At 42.1% G+C, this 16928-nt stretch carries 14 protein-coding genes; 1 reads left to right on the forward strand and 13 read right to left on the reverse strand.

The window, feature by feature from the left end; all coding sequences use genetic code 11:
- Positions 1-13: 13 nt before the first annotated feature.
- The 7 genes from yfmH to ACSR9O_RS00225 form a co-directional block, all read right to left on the reverse strand.
- On the reverse strand, positions 14-1300 hold the full coding sequence (yfmH, locus tag ACSR9O_RS00195) for an EF-P 5-aminopentanol modification-associated protein YfmH (protein ID WP_491723776.1): 1287 nt from the start codon (positions 1298-1300) through the stop codon (positions 14-16).
- Complete coding sequence (gene yfmF / locus ACSR9O_RS00200; RefSeq protein ID WP_101224698.1) at positions 1300-2580, reverse strand: EF-P 5-aminopentanol modification-associated protein YfmF; 1281 nt, start codon at positions 2578-2580, stop codon at positions 1300-1302. The genes yfmH and yfmF overlap by 1 nt, the downstream gene beginning before the upstream one ends.
- 211 nt (positions 2581-2791) lie before the next feature.
- Positions 2792-3751, reverse strand: coding sequence for an ABC transporter permease (locus tag ACSR9O_RS00205; protein WP_094246576.1), 960 nt, complete (start codon positions 3749-3751; stop codon positions 2792-2794).
- Positions 3752-4795, reverse strand: coding sequence for an ABC transporter permease (locus ACSR9O_RS00210; RefSeq protein WP_101224696.1), 1044 nt, complete (start codon positions 4793-4795; stop codon positions 3752-3754).
- Positions 4788-6323, reverse strand: coding sequence for an ABC transporter ATP-binding protein (locus ACSR9O_RS00215; protein ID WP_101224695.1), 1536 nt, complete (start codon positions 6321-6323; stop codon positions 4788-4790). Before ACSR9O_RS00215 ends, ACSR9O_RS00210 begins: the two co-directional genes overlap by 8 nt.
- 204 nt (positions 6324-6527) lie before the next feature.
- Positions 6528-7616 (reverse strand): BMP family lipoprotein, encoded by a 1089-nt coding sequence (locus tag ACSR9O_RS00220; RefSeq protein WP_101224694.1) that lies wholly within the window; start codon positions 7614-7616, stop codon positions 6528-6530.
- A 161-nt stretch (positions 7617-7777) separates the two neighbouring features.
- Positions 7778-8503 carry a GntR family transcriptional regulator gene (locus tag ACSR9O_RS00225; RefSeq protein WP_101224693.1) on the reverse strand — a complete coding sequence of 242 codons (726 nt, stop codon included), beginning with the start codon at positions 8501-8503 and terminating at the stop codon, positions 7778-7780.
- A 304-nt stretch (positions 8504-8807) separates the two neighbouring features.
- Here ACSR9O_RS00225 and ACSR9O_RS00230 point away from each other — a divergent pair, with 304 nt between their 5' ends.
- Positions 8808-9107, forward strand: a complete 300-nt coding sequence (locus ACSR9O_RS00230) for a DUF6509 family protein (protein WP_491723777.1) — start codon at positions 8808-8810, stop codon at positions 9105-9107.
- A 29-nt stretch (positions 9108-9136) separates the two neighbouring features.
- On the opposite strand, the gene ACSR9O_RS00235 is transcribed toward ACSR9O_RS00230, so the two are convergent.
- The 6 genes from ACSR9O_RS00235 to dapG all read right to left on the reverse strand — a co-directional run bounded on the left by ACSR9O_RS00235 (position 9137) and on the right by dapG (position 16908).
- Positions 9137-11467 (reverse strand): DNA translocase FtsK, encoded by a 2331-nt coding sequence (locus ACSR9O_RS00235; protein WP_101224691.1) that lies wholly within the window; start codon positions 11465-11467, stop codon positions 9137-9139.
- 238 nt (positions 11468-11705) lie between these two features.
- Positions 11706-11933, reverse strand: a complete 228-nt coding sequence (locus tag ACSR9O_RS00240; protein WP_063231821.1) for a YlzJ-like family protein — start codon at positions 11931-11933, stop codon at positions 11706-11708.
- Positions 11930-12676, reverse strand: a complete 747-nt coding sequence (locus ACSR9O_RS00245; protein WP_034313566.1) for a ClpP family protease — start codon at positions 12674-12676, stop codon at positions 11930-11932. The genes ACSR9O_RS00240 and ACSR9O_RS00245 overlap by 4 nt, the downstream gene beginning before the upstream one ends.
- A gap of 127 nt (positions 12677-12803) precedes the next feature.
- Positions 12804-14474 carry a ribonuclease J gene (locus ACSR9O_RS00250; protein ID WP_491723778.1) on the reverse strand — a complete coding sequence of 557 codons (1671 nt, stop codon included), beginning with the start codon at positions 14472-14474 and terminating at the stop codon, positions 12804-12806.
- A gap of 291 nt (positions 14475-14765) precedes the next feature.
- Complete coding sequence (gene dapA / locus ACSR9O_RS00255; protein ID WP_260357106.1) at positions 14766-15632, reverse strand: 4-hydroxy-tetrahydrodipicolinate synthase; 867 nt, start codon at positions 15630-15632, stop codon at positions 14766-14768.
- A gap of 49 nt (positions 15633-15681) precedes the next feature.
- Complete coding sequence (gene dapG, locus ACSR9O_RS00260; protein WP_230177473.1) at positions 15682-16908, reverse strand: aspartate kinase; 1227 nt, start codon at positions 16906-16908, stop codon at positions 15682-15684.
- Between the last annotated feature and the right edge of the window lie 20 nt (positions 16909-16928).

Consider the following 16928-nt stretch of genomic DNA (forward strand, 5'->3'; position numbering starts at 1 on the left):
AGCCCCCTTTATATTATTTAGGAAGTACCTGACAGACTGTCATCCGTTCATCGGATATTAAGTCCTTGGCGACCTCCCTGATATCTTCGATCGTTAGTTTTTCCAATACTGATACAACATCGAACAAGTTCATATCATTGAATGCATATCTGGTGAATTGATTCGCTATATATTCCGGCGAATTCAGAGAACGAAGGAAAGAACCGATTTTTTTCTTGATTGTCCTTTGCAGGCTTTCTTCATTCAGGCCGGTTCCGGCTTTTGATTTTTGCAGGATACCAAATAAAGACTCCGTCAACTCATCAGGTTTGGCACTATCCCCGCCAATTAACGCAAATCCAAAACCTTGTTCCTGTGTATAATCATATGAGAAGCTTTGATCGATCAACCCTTCCTCATATAGCTCCTCATGCAAAGGTGAACTTTTGCCGAACAGCATTTCCAGATAAATATTGGTTGCCAATTCCCTTTTCAAAAGCTGTGAACCGGATTGATGGACATTGGTCGCCTTGATTCCCAGCATAACTTTTGGTGTCTGGACATTCATTCTTAAGACTTCCTTGTCCTTGGCAACAATTTCAGGCTCTTGGTCAAACTTACGTTCCACCTCAGGTTGTTCGTTGTATCCTTTATTATTTTGATTATCCCGGATCAGCTTCATGGTGCTTTCGACATCAACCGGTCCTACAACGAATAGGAGCATGTTGCTAGGATGATAAAACGTATTATAACATTCGTAAAGCATATCCTTCGTAATATCTGCAATGGATTCCACAGTACCGGCAATATCGATTTTCACGGGATGCTGATGATACATATTGGCTATCGTTCCGAAATATAATCGCCAGTCCGAATTATCATCATACATATTGATTTCCTGCCCAATGATTCCTTTTTCCTTCTCTACCGTCTTTTCCGAAAAATAAGGATCCTGGACAAAGTCGATTAAGGTAGTAAGATTCCTATCGAAGTCGGACGTACTGGAAAATAAATAAGCTGTACGAGTGAAAGAAGTAAAGGCATTTGCAGATGCTCCCTGCTTTGAAAATTGCTGAAAAACATCTCCATCTTCCTTTTCAAAAAGCTTATGTTCAAGAAAATGGGCAATTCCATCAGGTACTTTAATGAATTCCGTTTCATTCAAAGGTTTGAAATGGTTGTCGATCGAACCATAATTCGTCGTGAAAGTGGCAAATGATTTATTGAAGCCACTTTTCGGAAGAATATACACTTCTAGGCCATTATCCATTTTTTCATGGAAAAGTTCTTCTTTCAATTGAGTGAATGCTATTTTTTCCATTACCCTTGCACCTCCTCTTCCGTTAGGAAATAAATCGTATCAAGCTGAATCTTTTGACCAACTGCAATGATTTCTTCCTTTGTCGTCCGCTCTGTGTTTGCAAACCACTCGTCGAGTGATATATCCTGCCCGGAAACCACATTATGATATAAAATTTCCACAAGCCCTCTCGAAACGTCAATGGTTTCAAGTAGTTGATTCTTAACGACCGCCTTTGTCTGTGCGAGCTCTTCTTCGGAAAAATTCCCTTGCTTCATTTCCTTCATTTGTGCATGAATGATATCCAATGCCTGCTTGTAGTTGGCATTTTCAATGCCGGCCATGACCATTAATAGACCTTTATGACTTTCGAGCCTCGAAGCTGCATAATAAGCAAGGCTGGCTTTCTCCCGGACATTGATGAAAAGTTTTGAATGTGAAAAGCCACCAAAAATCCCATTGAAAAGCTGAAGTGCATAATAATCCGGATCACCGTAGGCAACTTGGGTTCGATAACCGATATTCAATTTCCCTTGCTTCACATCCGAATTCTCAATGATTTCTTTTTCCTTCTCCACTACCTTGCCCGTCTTCCCGGGCAGTCTCACAGGCACTCGTTCTTGCAATGAAACATACTTGTCAGCCAGAGCCTGCACTTCCGATTCATCGATGTCACCGATTACATATAAATCGATTTCATCCTCCGCCAGCACTTTTTTGTAATAAGAGAAAAGGGACTCAGGAGTTATCGTTTCCAAGTCTTGTAGATTACCGCTCGCTTCTAAAGCATATGGTTCGTTTTTGCACATTTCCTCTACAAGGCGTATAGCTGAATATCGCATTTTGTCATCGGAAATGGATTGAATCCGCTGTTTTAAAGAACGGATTTCATTGGAAACCGTTTTAGAGTCAAAGGCCTCGCCATTCTTCTTCGGATTAAAGATCACCTCTGATAATAACCCAAAAGCCTTTTCGAGAAGCGGGGTTGAATCACTAAGGAATTTTTCATTGACGATATCGATAGTAAAACTTATGATTTGATATTCGCCTTTTTTAGCTACATCGACATAAAACCCTGCTCCATATAAATCATCAAGATAAGATCGAAGCTCGGGTGTTGTAGGATATTTACTTGTATTGCTTTGTAACACATATGGCAGCAATGCACGATATGTAACGTCCTCTTTTGTCAACGGGGCTTTCATCTTCAGCACGAGAGTATTCGTTTTATATTTATCCGTCCGGACCACATGAAGCTTGTAGCCGCTTTTTTCCGTAATTGTATCGGAAGCAATAGACATGAATAATCCTCCTCATTATATAAATCACCTTTATTAGCTTATTGTTTGTAGATTGGAACCCTTTTAAACATCTACTTAAAATATACATGTGAAAGGAAAAATCATGCAAGTTACAGCTACTTTTTTTGGTTTTTCACCAGCTCACCATCACTTACGGCTAAATCTCGAAAGAAAAAAAACGGCCAGCATAGTTTGCTGACCGGTTATAACCTTATCTTTTTCCTTTGATGTATGGCTGTCCGGATGCTTTAGGAGCATCTGCACGACCAATGAAACCAGTTAATGCAATGATAGTCAGAACATAAGGAGCGATCAATAGGTAAACCGAAGGAATATCCTTGAAGAAGGGAAGGCTCGAGCCAACGATACTTAAACTTTGAGCCAAACCAAAGAATAACGCTGCACCCATTGCCCCGATCGGGTGCCATTTACCAAAAATCATTGCGGCAATGGCCATGAAACCTTGACCATTAATTGTCGCATGATTGAATTCATTCGAAAAAATGGTAGCATATATCGCTCCGCCGATACCTCCAAAAGCACCTGATAATAAAACGGCGGCATATCGGATTTTCGTAACATTGACACCCATCGTATCAGCTGCCATGGGATGCTCACCCACTGCACGGATCCTTAACCCGAATGGTGTTTTATACAGTACATACCAGACGACAAAGGAAATAAGAATCGCTATATATACGATATAATATCCATTTGCGAAAAAGATGGGTCCTATAAATGGGATATCACTTAGTAAAGGAACATCAATCCTTGGGAATGTTTCCGTGATTCTATCAGTTTGACCTTTGTCAAAAATCAGCTTCACCAAAAACATGGTCAGACCTACCGCCAACAAGTTGATGGCTACCCCACTAACCGTTTGGTCCGCCCTGAAGGTAATGCATGCCACAGCGTGCAGAATGGAAAACAGCAAGCCGGCAATCATTGCCGCTAGCACAGCAAGCCAAGGAGTCCATTCCCCAAAAACATCAGCAAACATTAAGTTAAAAACGATCCCTGTAAAGGCACCGATGACCATCAATCCTTCTAAACCGATGTTTATGACACCTGCCCGTTCAGAAAACACTCCTCCGAGTGAAGTAAAAATAAGTGGTGCAGCTAGAGCAATCATAGATGGAATAATAATTTGTAATACTTGGTAAAAATCCACTTATTTCACCCCTTTCTTAAATCGAGCGGCAATCCAACGAATAAAATAACTGGATGCGACGAAGAAAATGATCAATGCTATGACAATATCTACAATTTCACTAGGTATGCCGGTTTCTAGCGGCATATTTAACGCCCCTGCTTTCAGTCCCCCAAATAATAAGGCTGCCAGCACTACACCAATAGCCGTATTCGCTCCTAGTAAGGCTACTGCAATCCCATCAAAGCCCATACCTGTGAACCCGCCTTTGACTGCGGCATAACCGAAAGTTCCAAGGCCTTCCATCGCACCCGCAAGCCCTGCAAACGCACCTGAAATAACCATCGAAAGTATGATGTTCTTATTTACACTCATTCCTGCATATTCGGACGCGTGCTGATTGAAACCTACCGCTTTCAGTTCAAAGCCGGTTTTTGTCCTTTCAAGAAGGAACCACATGATGATCACGCAAATAATCGCTACCACTATTCCCCAATGCATCCGGGAAAAATCCGTAATGCTTTCAAAAAAAGGAGACCTCAATGATGCTGTATCAGCAACTCTTTCTGTTTTATCCAGCTTGTCAGTCATTACATTCCGAATTAAATAATTCGTCACATATAATGCTGTATAATTCAACATGATCGAAACGATTACTTCATGTACACGGAACTTAGCTTTTAGATAACCAGGGATAAATGCCCACAGGGCACCAGCAGCTGCACCAGCTAATATGGCAAACGGCAAATGGATGATCCTTGGTAGGTCAAAAGCTATTCCGACCCAAACTGCCGCCAGCCAGCCTACAATTAATTGCCCCTCTACACCGATATTGAATAGGCCCGTACGGAAAGCAAAAGCCACTGCCAAACCAGCAAGGATATAAGGAATGATTGTCCTGACGGATTCCCCTACATAATAAGAATCCCCAATAATTCCATTTATCATGGAGCCATAGCCGGCAACAGGGTCATAGCCGCTTACTAACATGATTATGGCCCCAACGACTAAGCCGAGGATAACTGCTATTAACGGACTCGTTAATTTAGATAAATACTTAGACATTTTGTTTTCCCCCTGCTTCCGTCCGTTTACTGCCAGCCATAAGAAGGCCAAGCTCCTGTTCAGTCGTTTCTTTCGGATCGACTATTGCGACGATTTCCCCTTCGTATATAACGGCAATTCTATCGCTCACATTCATGATTTCTTCCAATTCAAATGATATGAGGAGTACCGCTTTTCCTGCATCTCGCTGTTCAATCAGACGTTTATGGATAAACTCGATCGCCCCTACATCAAGGCCGCGTGTCGGCTGTGCGGCAATCAATAAATCCGGGTTCCTATCAACTTCCCGGCCGATGATCGCTTTTTGCTGATTCCCTCCAGAAAGCGCCCTTGCCGGGGTATATTCACTCGGAGTGCGAACATCGTAACTTTTGATCAGTGAACGGGCCTTTTCAAATATTTTCTTTGAGTTCAAGATACCAGCTTTTGAAAAAGGCTTTTGATAATAGGTTTGCAAGACAATATTTTCCCCAATGCTGTAATCGAGAACCAAACCATGCTTATGTCTGTCTTCTGGAATATGTCCGACACCTGCTTCAGTGATTTTACGCGGCTTCAAATTCCTGATTTCTTTTCCATTTAGCTTTATCGAACCTGCGGTTGTCTTCCTTAGGCCAGCCAATGCTTCAATTAGTTCGGATTGTCCATTTCCATCAACACCGGCGATACCGACAATTTCTCCTGCACGGACAGTTAAATCCAAGTTCCGAACAGCTGAAACGCCCCGGGAATCCTTGACTTCCAGTTCCCGGACCTCGAGAACTACATCCGAAGGAATAGCTGCCGTTTTTTCCGTCTTGAACAGAACTTCCCTACCGACCATTAAGCTGGCCAATTCGTTAGGATTCGTTTCGTTGACATTCACTGTACCAATTCCTTGGCCTTTGCGTATTACCGTTACCCGGTCACAAACCTCCATGATTTCCTTAAGTTTGTGTGTAATTAAAATGATGGATTTCCCCTCTTTGATAAGGGCTTTCATTATATAAATCAATTCCTTGATTTCTTGAGGAGTCAATACAGCTGTCGGCTCATCAAAAATCAATATCTCCGCACCACGGTATAGCGTTTTAAGAATCTCGACACGCTGCTGCATCCCTATTGAAATATCGGCAATTTTCGCATAGGGGTCAACACGAAGCTGATATTGTTCCGATAGTTTCCTAACTTCCTCGCTAGCTTCTTTTAAATCGATTTTACCCGCTTTTGATGGTTCTTTTCCTAAAATGATATTTTCTGTTACTGTAAAGGGGTCTACGAGCATAAAATGCTGATGGACCATCCCAATCCCTAAATCATTGGCAATGTTAGGACTGGTAATCTTGACTGGCTTGCCGTTCACACGGATTTCTCCCTGTTCAGGCTGGTATAAGCCGAATAAAACATTCATCAATGTGGATTTGCCCGCGCCATTTTCACCTAATAATGCGTGAATCTCCCCTTTTTTAACCTGAAGGGTAACGTTATCATTTGCGACGATGCCGGGGAATTCCTTACGGATATTAAGCATCTCAATTACATATTCCACGTATTATCAACTCCTAAAATGAGTGTAAATATTCTTAAAATCATTTAATTGCATCTACTAGCTTATTGATTTTTTTAAAAAAACCAAAGGAAAAACTACGATTCTATCATAGTTTTTCATTCGATATTTTTCAGTTGCAAAGAGCAATTTGGAAAAGAAAGAATAGAGGGCACTTCGCCTCCCTATTCTTTCTGGCATTAGAGATTATTTATCAAGTTTTTCGAATTCTTCATCCGTGCCCGGAACTACGAATTCACCTGATTTAATTTTTTCTGTCCACTCTTCGACCGCTTTTAAAGATTCTTCTGTTACGTTATCTTTTGTATCGGAAATGCCTACACCATTTTCTTCGATACCGTACTCAATTACTTTTCCGCCTGGGAAGTTTCCTTCTTTCGCTTTCTCGGAAAGGTCTTTAACTGCCACGTCAACACGTTTTAGCATGGAAGTTAGTGTGATGTTGTCGTCAGTTCCAGGAACTGCCCCTAATTTAGCTTGGTCGCTATCTACACCGATAACATAGATTTCCCTCTTAGGATCTTTTTGCTTTTGCTCGACTGCTTCAGTGAATACACCTTTTCCAGTTCCGCCAGCAGCATGATAAATGATATCGATGCCTGAAGAATACATGGAGCCTGCTGTGGATTTACCGATATCAGCTTTATTGAAATCTCCGGCATATTTAACTTCAACTTTCGCATCCGGATTTACAGATAAAACCCCAGCCTTAAAGCCAACTTCGAATTTCTTGATTAATTCAGATTCAACTCCGCCGATAAAACCGACCTTGTTTGTTTTCGTTTGCAGACCGGCAATTACACCTACAAGGAATGAACCTTGCTGCTCTTTAAAATTGATGCTGGCTACATTCTTTTTATCTACAACTGTATCCACGATAGCAAAGTTTGAATCCGGACGTTGGTCGGCCACTTCACCAACAGCTTCGGCTAAAAGAAAACCGATACCATAGATTAGTTGGTAATCTTCACGTACAAGCGTATTCAGGTTTTTAGCGTAATCTGCATCAGATTTAGATTGCAGGTAGTTGTAGCCATCCTTACCTTTTTCCAGACCATTATCCTTACCGAATTCCTGAATGCCCTTCCAAGCGGATTGGTTGAACGACTCGTCATCCACGCCGCCAGTATCAGTTACCATTGCAACAGTGAAGTTATCTTTGTTTTTCCCATTTGAAGATTCTTTATCATCATTCTCTGAATTACCACATGCTCCCAGTAGCGTACCGGCTGCAAGAACAAGTGAAAGAGCTAGTCCTAATTTGCGCTTTTTCAATTTTTATCCCCCTAGTTTTACATAGTTTTTTGAGCAGGAATGTTCTGAAAAGTCATTCATGTTTGCGTTTTCACTTCTCGTTAATTTTTTTTGCATCCGCTTGATCGACTTTTTCGGAATCGAAACAAACGCTTGCATTCACCCGTATGCAGAGTCAAGACCTACACACGTTTACGAAGAACATGAAAGCTGAACATATTGGCTTTAAAGTAGTTTACAGAATACAGGATAGGCTGGTCCCAATCATCCAGATGCATCTGCTTTAGAACGAGTAGTGCGGCTTCTGGCGAGCATTTAAGGATAGGAGAAACTTTCTCATGATATCCAATAGGCTCAATCTCTGCTACGGCATGCGTAATTTTTCGATGCGCATCTCTTTCCAAAATATCTAAAAGAGACTCATCATTACGGTCAAAATTTTCTGATAGTATAGATTCAGGAATTTTGTCAATACAGTAGACAACTGGCTCCCCATTCGCAGTCCTTACTCGTTCGATGATGACGATGCGTTCATCTGTCGAACACGAAAACCTGCGTATATCCTCTTCTGTAGGTTCTTGGGCCGTCGAGCTTAAGAAAATCGTACCCGGTTTCATTCCTGCCTCTTCAATCATGTTCGTGACACTTTTTAATTGCTCGATACCTGAAGTGAACCGAGGTTTCGGATTGACGAAAGTCCCAACTCCATGGCGGCGAATGATGATGTTTTCTTCTTCTAAAATTCGCAGCGCTTCTCGAAGTGTCGCCCTACTAACTCCCAATTTTTTTGCAAGATCGAATTCTGAAGGGAATTTTTCATTTTCCTGATAGACTCCAGCTTCAATATCCTGCTTCAGGTAATCAATGACCTGCAAATATAAATGTCGACTATCTGATTTTATTGACATACAGTTTCCCCCAGCTAATTTCTTAAGACATCAGACCTCTGATGTTGAATCATTCCTACTAATCGAAAATAATATAACATTTTTTTTGACATAAATAAATAGTGTTTTACTATTTACTTTAAAAGAATTTAGGAGAAATTACCCTTCCCTGTGTCTTTTAATCTAGAAAAGGCCCCGGAATTTGTACGATTATTCTCCTAAATCAGATAAATTTTTTTTGAAAATGCAAAATGAATGCAGCTCTGTTCAAGATGCTGTTTTCCTGTATAATAGGATTTATCTTCTTTGAAGGGATGTACACAAGATGTTAAAGATTACAGAATACACGATCGAAAAATTGAATGATCCATTTGGTATTTTGTCCGGGGAACGTTACGAGTTGTTCTTGGATATTGAAGTGCCTGAAGAGGATGAGCTCTTTTCAGAAAATGGTTTATATATCCGGGTGCTTTTTGCAGCGGAAGAGCAAGTAGGAAAATTAATTAAATATGATATTTTTGAAAAAGGTAATGAGGGCGCACTCGAATTCGATTTAGAAGAAGATGAAGAAGCGATGATTACCGAATTCTGCCTTAAACATTTAGACGAGGCGATGAATAATTAAAAAACCGGGCTGCTGCCCGGTTTTTTTACTTATGATGAATGCGCTTCATCCTGTTCATCTTTAGTGACCAATACATTTCGTGGTTTACTGCCTTCATATGGACCGACAATTCCCCTCGCTTCCATTTCATCAATCAATCTCGCTGCCCGCGTATAGCCAATCCGGAAACGGCGCTGCAGCATGGAAACCGATGCAGTCTGCATTTCTACGATCAAGGACACGGCATCCCCATATAAATCATCTTCAACTTCACCATTTGAAGTTTCTGCAATTTCATCGGGTATCATCTCTTCGTTGTATTGTGCTTTTTGCTGTGAAATGACATATGTGACAACTTCCTCGACTTCATTGTCGGATAAAAAGGCACCTTGGACGCGAACCGGTTTTGAAGCTCCTGCAGGCAGGAAGAGCATGTCACCCCGGCCTAACAGTTTTTCAGCTCCGCCCATGTCGAGGATCGTTCTCGAATCAGTCATTGATGAGACACTAAAAGCAATCCGAGATGGGATGTTCGCTTTAATGACCCCTGTAATTACATCTACGGATGGCCGCTGAGTGGCAATTATCAAGTGGATGCCCGCGGCACGTGCCATTTGCGCAAGCCGTGTGATGGCATCCTCTACATCATTTGAGGCGACCATCATTAAATCCGCCAGCTCATCGACAATGACTACGATATAAGGCAAGAGCGGTTGTTTGGCATCTTCTTCGATGTTATATCGGTTAATATAATCATTGTAGCCTTCAATATTACGCGTACCGGAATGAGAAAATAGCTCATAGCGCCTTTCCATTTCACTAACCACTTTTTGCAAAGCCTGTGCAGCTTTCTTTGGATTTGTCACTACAGGTGCGAGTAAGTGGGGAATTCCATTATAGACATTCAGCTCCACCATTTTTGGATCGATCATCATCATTTTCACTTCATGCGGTTTTGCCCGCATCAGGATGCTCGTGATAATCCCGTTGATACAAACGGATTTCCCGCTGCCAGTAGCACCAGCCACTAGTAAATGCGGCATTTTATTGAGCTCCGCCTTAACCGCTTCACCGGAAATGTTCCGACCTAGGCCTATTTGCAGTTTTGCGTCAGGCTTGTCAACTTCCTTGGCCTCTAAAACTTCCCTTAATGACACCATCGCCACTTCGGAGTTAGGCACTTCTATTCCGATAGCCGATTTTCCGGGAATCGGAGCTTCGATTCTAATATCCTTTGCGGCCAGTGCAAGGGCCAAGTCATCGGATAGGCTGACAATTTTACTTACCTTCACCCCTACGTCCGGATGAACTTCGTATTTGGTTACGGCTGGGCCTAAATGAACTTGAGTGACCCTCGCTTTCACTCCAAAGCTATGAAAGGTGCGCTCAAGCTTAGCCGCATTTTCATGGATCAATTGGTATTCTCCGCTTTGGTCCGTTTTTTTGGGCTGCAATAATAAAGAAAGAGGCGGTAAAAGATATTCTTTATTCTCCACTTCCGTAAAATTCATAGGCGGAACGGCATCATCCTGGTCCTCTTTATTATCAGCGGCAGGTTCCGTAACGACCGGAATTATTTCGTCTTCGTCGCTATAGGCTTTATCAGCAAAGCTGGAAATGATCCGCTCCGTCGCCATTTGCTGTGTATCCTCTTCTTGCAGAAGGGGCTGATCCGTTTCTTCAACCGGTTCTTTTTCCCGTTTCTTCTTTTTAACCGGATTCTTTTTCTTTTCTTTTTTGTCTTCATTCCACGTTCTCATATCATCAATGAATGCAGACCATTGCTTTTTGAAAAAGCCGCCAAGACCCATGAAAAACTTCCCGAGGGTTTCACCTAACGTTTTCCCGGTCAATAGGACGGCACCTACAATGATAAAAAGGAATGAAACGATTTTCGATCCAGCTTCGTCGAATAAAAAGTATGAGGCTGCAAATAATATCGCCCCAATCATACCGCCCCCAAGGTCCTTTGTGCTGGCCTTGCCGGTCACTTCCATCCAGAATAGCTCCCATGTATTCGAAATGACGCTGGGCTTCGTGAACGGTCCTCCATCTGCAAGCATGTTGAACAGCGTCACATGACTTAGTAGGAGCATGCTCGCAACAAGGAAATACATCCCGACGAATTGCCGTTTTAACAGGTAAGGGACCTCCCTCTTTATCATCAAATAGAACCCAGCTGCGATTGCTCCCAACAAAAAGAGGATATACCATTCCCCCATGAAGAAGCGGATTAAAAAGACCGTCCCATTTCCAACTGCTCCAAGCTTGGCAATGGCAATGATGGCCAAGCCTATTAAAGTGAGGCCAATCAATTCATATTTAAGCGTTAGTTTTAACTTCTCTGTACTATTCTTTTTTCTGCGTTTCTTCTTTGCCATAATATCACCTGATTCTTCATGAAACTATTCTAACTTTCCTATTCAACATCACTACATGATTTCCCTTCAGGAAACAAACGTTCGCTCACTGATTATACCAAATAAATTTGACCCTGTCCTTGATATATGTACCATTTATTCTTAATGCGGACAATTTGCCACATAATGAATAAAGCAGCCAAGCGGCTGCTGATTTTCATTCCAGTATATCATAATTTGCCTCAGTTAGTCTTTTTTACTAAGGATTCATCTGTTCGAACACATTTATGACAGCTCCTGGCTGAATGTGTACATTCATATAATCTTCAGGATCCGTGCTCACAATTCGATCAATGCGAAATGTGCGGCCCCCGTCATGCTCAACCATAACATGTACACCATTATAGATCATTTCTATTAAATTTGCCGTCTTCTCATGATGATGAGGAAAAATTATTTCTTCAGGAACGATCGTATAAAGCGTCATTGCAGAAGCCCCTCCTCTTCCCCGGCAATTTTGGGCCTTCTTTCTTCCATGAAGCTATTCAGTTTTCTCATGGCCTGGCCTACTCCTCCTACATCATCGATCATTCCGATTTCAACTGCCTCGGCCCCAATGACATTCGTACCGATATCTCGAGTTAAATTTCCTTTAGCAAACATTAAATCCTTAAAACTTTCTTCCGTAACATTGGAGTGCCGCGTAACAAACTTGATGACTCTTTCCTGCATTTTATCCAAGTATTCAAAGGTTTGAGGCACGCCAATGACCAGACCTGTCAAACGAATGGGATGAATCGTCATCGTTGCTGTTTCAGCAATATAGCTATGGTCACACGAAACCGCAATCGGCACACCGATCGAGTGACCTCCCCCAAGCACAATCGAAACGGATGGCTTTGAAAGCGAAGCCAGCATTTCTGCGATGGCTAGTCCCGCTTCGACATCTCCTCCGACTGTATTTAAAATGACTAGCAGCCCCTCTATATTGGGATTTTGTTCAATTGCCACAATTTGCGGAATAACATGTTCATATTTGGTCGTTTTATTTTGAGGCGGCAGCTGCATATGTCCTTCAATTTGTCCAATGATCGTCAAACAATGGATTTTTGAGTCCTGAGATAGTTGTGGAACATTGGTAGCTCCCAGCTGCTGAATTTTCTCGATTAAAGTTGAATTCTTACCTTCCTGCTTGCCTTCATTTTCATTTGGTAATGGTGCATTATCCACTATGCCAACCCCTTTCTCTTATAACCTATAGCTTTATTATGTCTCGAGACTCGGACTTCATTCTTCAAGATATTAGAGGTTTGAAACAGAAAAAGAACCCCTGACTGTTAAATCAGGGGTTCCTTACTTAATATTCCATGATGATCGGTAAAATCATTGGACGGCGTTTCGTTTTTTCATAGAAGAATTGGTTTAACGCATCACGCATTTCCTGCTTCAGCGTGGACCAATCAAATGGTTGGCGCGACCCATTTTTCTTTACGATTTCACTTACTATTTCAGTTGCTTCGCCGATCATTTTCTCTGATTCACGAACATATACGAAGCCCCTTGAAATGATTTCAGGGCCAGCTGCAATGCTTTTATCCTGACGGTTCAACGTGACCACTACAATCAAAATGCCATCCTGGGATAACAAGCGCCGATCACGAAGAACGATATTACCCACATCTCCAACACCGCTGCCATCTATCAAGATATTTCCTGCAGAGACTTTGCCGGAAAGGCCCATTTTATTGCCCTTAAGTTCGATGACATCACCTTTTTCGGCAATGATGATGTTTTCACGCTTAATCCCCGCTGCAATCCCAACTTTTTGATGGGCATATAAATGGCGGTATTCCCCATGTACAGGGATGAGGAATTTAGGATTCATCAAATTGATCATCATTTTCAGTTCTTCCTGGCTGCCATGACCCGTTACGTGCACTTTATATTTATTAGCAGATACCACTTCCGCACCTACCCTGTATAGCAAATCGACGGTTTTGGATAAAATAAGTTCGCCGCCCTGTAAGGGTGATGCACTGATCAAAACTGTGTCTCCCTTTTTGATCGTCACCTGCTTATGGGTCTGTTTTGCCATTTTTTGAAGTGCCGCGATAGGTTCCCCCTGATGACCAGTCGATAATACGACGATTTCACGGTCGTCATACTGGCTAATTTCATTAATTGGGATTATCAGCTCTTCTTCGACCTTTAAGTATCCAAGGTTCAACGCTGTTTCATAAACGCGTTGCAGGCTTTTCCCTACGACTGCCACTTTTCTGCGACTTGCTGCCGCTGCATTGAAAACATGTTGAATCCGGTTGATATTCGAAGCGAAGCACGCAACGATGATCCTTCCGGAGGCAGCATGAAATACCTCTGTAATATCTTTGGCCACAACTGCTTCTGATGTCGTATAACCTGGCCTCTCGGCTTCGGTACTATCCGAAAGCAAGCATAAGACACCTTCTTCACCGATACCGGCCATTTTACCGATTTCCGGTTTATATAGATCTGTTGCTGCTTGATCGAATTTGAAATCCCCTGTATAAACGATTGCACCTTCACGAGTGTGGATCACGACTCCGACGGAATCAGGAATACTATGATTTGTCCGGAAAAAAGACACAGCTGCTTGAGGGAAACTTAAAAGAGAATCCGAATCAATTTCAGTGAATGTCGCCCGGCCGTTAAAGCCATCTTCCTTTAATTTCGTTTTGATTAAAGCAAGAGTAAGCTTTGTTCCATAAACAGGGACCGGCAAATATTTCAAGACATAAGCAAGCGCTCCCATATGGTCTTCATGACCATGGGAAATGAATATTCCCTGCACCCGTTCCTTATTATCCATCAAATACGAAATATCTGGGATAACCGCATCGATTCCGAGCATTTCGTCTTCTGGCAGCATTAACCCTGCATCAAGAAGATAGATGTCCTCGTTCACCTCAATGACGTACATATTTTTACCAAGTTCCCCTTGTCCTCCAAGAGAAATCACTTTTATTCCATTATTTTTATCTTTACCCAATCGAATATCCTCCTTAAAAAATCCCGTTCATAATTTCCCAATGAATTCATTATAACCGATGTTCAAAAAACATGACAACACTTACCATTTTCAGAGGGACTTTTTCATTTAATCAAATAAAACATAAAACAACCTATTATGTAAGAGATTCCTTAGTACTTTTATCCAGTTTCGATTGATTATAAAAAAATTCAAATATTTTTTATCCGAAATCGGAAAGTATATCCCATTCATATACATCTTTATGTAAAAACAAGCCAATCTTCAACGATCAGCTTGTTCCGTGTCTTTTTATTTTTTTAATACCTTGGTTAATGCAAGGCGCTCCTGCTCAGTCAATGGCACGATTGGAAGTCTCACCGATCCAACGTCAATTCCATATAACTGAAGCGCTGTTTTGACAGGTGCAGGGCTTGGCGCTGCAAACAAACCTTTTATAAGCGGTAACAGTTCCTGATGCAGCCTGGCTGCCTCTTTCAAGTCCCCGCTGATGAAGGCCTCAACTATTTTCTGCAACTCATTACCTGCAATATGTGAAGCAACCGAAACTACACCCACACCACCAATAGCCAATACTGGGAGTGTTAAAGCGTCGTCCCCACTATATAATGCAAAATCTTCATCCGTGCCGGCTATGATTTGGGTCATAGCGTTTAAATCCCCGCTCGCTTCCTTAACGGCAACGATATTAGGAATTTTTGAAAGGCGGATGATCGTTTCCGGTTCAATGTTAACCGAAGCGCGCCCAGGGATATTATATACCATGACAGGGAGAGTCGTACTAGCTGCAATAGCCTTAAAATGCTGGTACAGACCTTCTTGATTAGATTTACTATAATACGGGGCAACCAGCATTATCGCATCGGCGCCATTTTGTTCCGCTTTTTTTGTCAACTCGATGGACGCATACGTATTGTTGCTTCCTGTACCCATGATGATGGGAACACGTTTTTCAACAACCTTTGAAACATGACGCAATAATGCAATTTTCTCCTCCGAAGATAAAGTTGGGGATTCCCCTGTCGTTCCCGAAAGCACAAGCGAATCGGTTCCATTCGCTAATAAGTAATTAACCAATGAAGTCGTCTTTTGAAAATCAACATTTCCCTTGCTATCGAAAGGGGTGACCATTGCGGTTGATACTCTACCAAATATCATTTCTAACACCTCTTTAATTTTTAAAACCTTTATTTATTAAAAAACCTGATTATTGGACTTCCCTTTCATGCAATTGAAACGCATAGTGCAGGGAATTAACAGCTTCTATTAAATCTTCCTCTTTTACGAGTACCCAAATTGTCGTATGGCTGTCCGCTGACTGGAGAATGGCAATTTCCTTTTCGGATAGTGCTGTGACAATCTTCGCTGCAACACCTGGCACTCCATTGATGCCTGCACCGACTACTGAAACCTTGGCACAATTCCGTTCAATGACCGGTTCATGACCAAGCTCGGCCAAAATCGTGAGGGCAAGTTCAGTCATCTCCTCGGAAACGGTATAAACTACGCCACTTGGATATATATTTATAAAGTCCACTGAAATGGAGGCATTGGCCATTGCTTTGAAAACTTCTGCCTGCAGATTATATTGATCTTTTTTCGCACGGACCTTGATTTGAGTGATCTTTGGTACATGGGCAATCCCGGTCACGAGCCTTTCACGTATGTCACTGCCCTGACTTCCCTTGTTCATGCTAGTAACAAGTGTTCCCAAACCTTCGCTGTACGTTGACCTTATCCGAATCGGGACTTTCGCCTGCATCGCAATTTCAACAGCTCTCGGATGAATGACCTTCGCCCCTTGATATGCCATATTGCAAACTTCCGTATATGAAACGATTGATAATGGACGAGCTTGATCGGCAATACGTGGATCTGCCGTCATGATTCCTTCCACATCCGTAAATATATCGACACGTTCAGCTTGCAATGCCGCACCTAATGCTGCGGCTGAAGTATCACTTCCACCACGGCCGATGGTCGTGATGTCCCCGTTTTTAGCCGCACCCTGGAAACCCGCTACAACGACGACATCCTTCACCTCAAGTTCTTTCATGAGACGGTCGCATTTCATTTCGATAATTTTCGCACTTGAATAGTCGGTATTCGTCAAGAATCCCGCTTGAGCTCCAGTATATGCGACCGCATCAATACCATGTTCCAAGAGCATGTTCGTAAATACGACAGATGATATCGTTTCCCCTACTGACATAAGTAAATCCTGTTCTCGTTTTGAAAGGCAGGCTTTCGCTCCATTTACCAGGGAAAGTAAGGTATCCGTTGCATAAGGATCGCCTTTTCTTCCCATTGCTGAAACCACAACCACCACTTTATAGCCTTCTTTAATCGCATTTTCAATATGCCCCTTGGCGAATGAACGGCTTTCCTCATCACGAACGGATGTCCCACCGTATTTCTGGACGATAATTTTCATAATATGCACCCCAAATATAA

The sequence above is a fragment of the Peribacillus sp. B65 genome, assembly GCF_058513295.1.

Coding starts and splice junctions, on each gene's coding strand:
- dapG (WP_230177473.1), bottom strand. CDS start 16,908: ATGAAAATTATCGTCCAGAAATACGGTGGGACATCCGTTCGTGATGAG.
- ACSR9O_RS00240 (WP_063231821.1), bottom strand. CDS start 11,933: ATGACGCTTTATACGATCGTTCCTGAAGAAATAATTTTTCCTCATCAT.
- ACSR9O_RS00230 (WP_491723777.1), top strand. CDS start 8,808: ATGTTAAAGATTACAGAATACACGATCGAAAAATTGAATGATCCATTT.
- ACSR9O_RS00210 (WP_101224696.1), bottom strand. CDS start 4,795: ATGTCTAAGTATTTATCTAAATTAACGAGTCCGTTAATAGCAGTTATC.
- yfmH (WP_491723776.1), bottom strand. CDS start 1,300: ATGGAAAAAATAGCATTCACTCAATTGAAAGAAGAACTTTTCCATGAA.
- ACSR9O_RS00235 (WP_101224691.1), bottom strand. CDS start 11,467: ATGGCAAAGAAGAAACGCAGAAAAAAGAATAGTACAGAGAAGTTAAAA.
- ACSR9O_RS00225 (WP_101224693.1), bottom strand. CDS start 8,503: ATGTCAATAAAATCAGATAGTCGACATTTATATTTGCAGGTCATTGAT.
- dapA (WP_260357106.1), bottom strand. CDS start 15,632: ATGATATTTGGTAGAGTATCAACCGCAATGGTCACCCCTTTCGATAGC.
- yfmF (WP_101224698.1), bottom strand. CDS start 2,580: ATGTCTATTGCTTCCGATACAATTACGGAAAAAAGCGGCTACAAGCTT.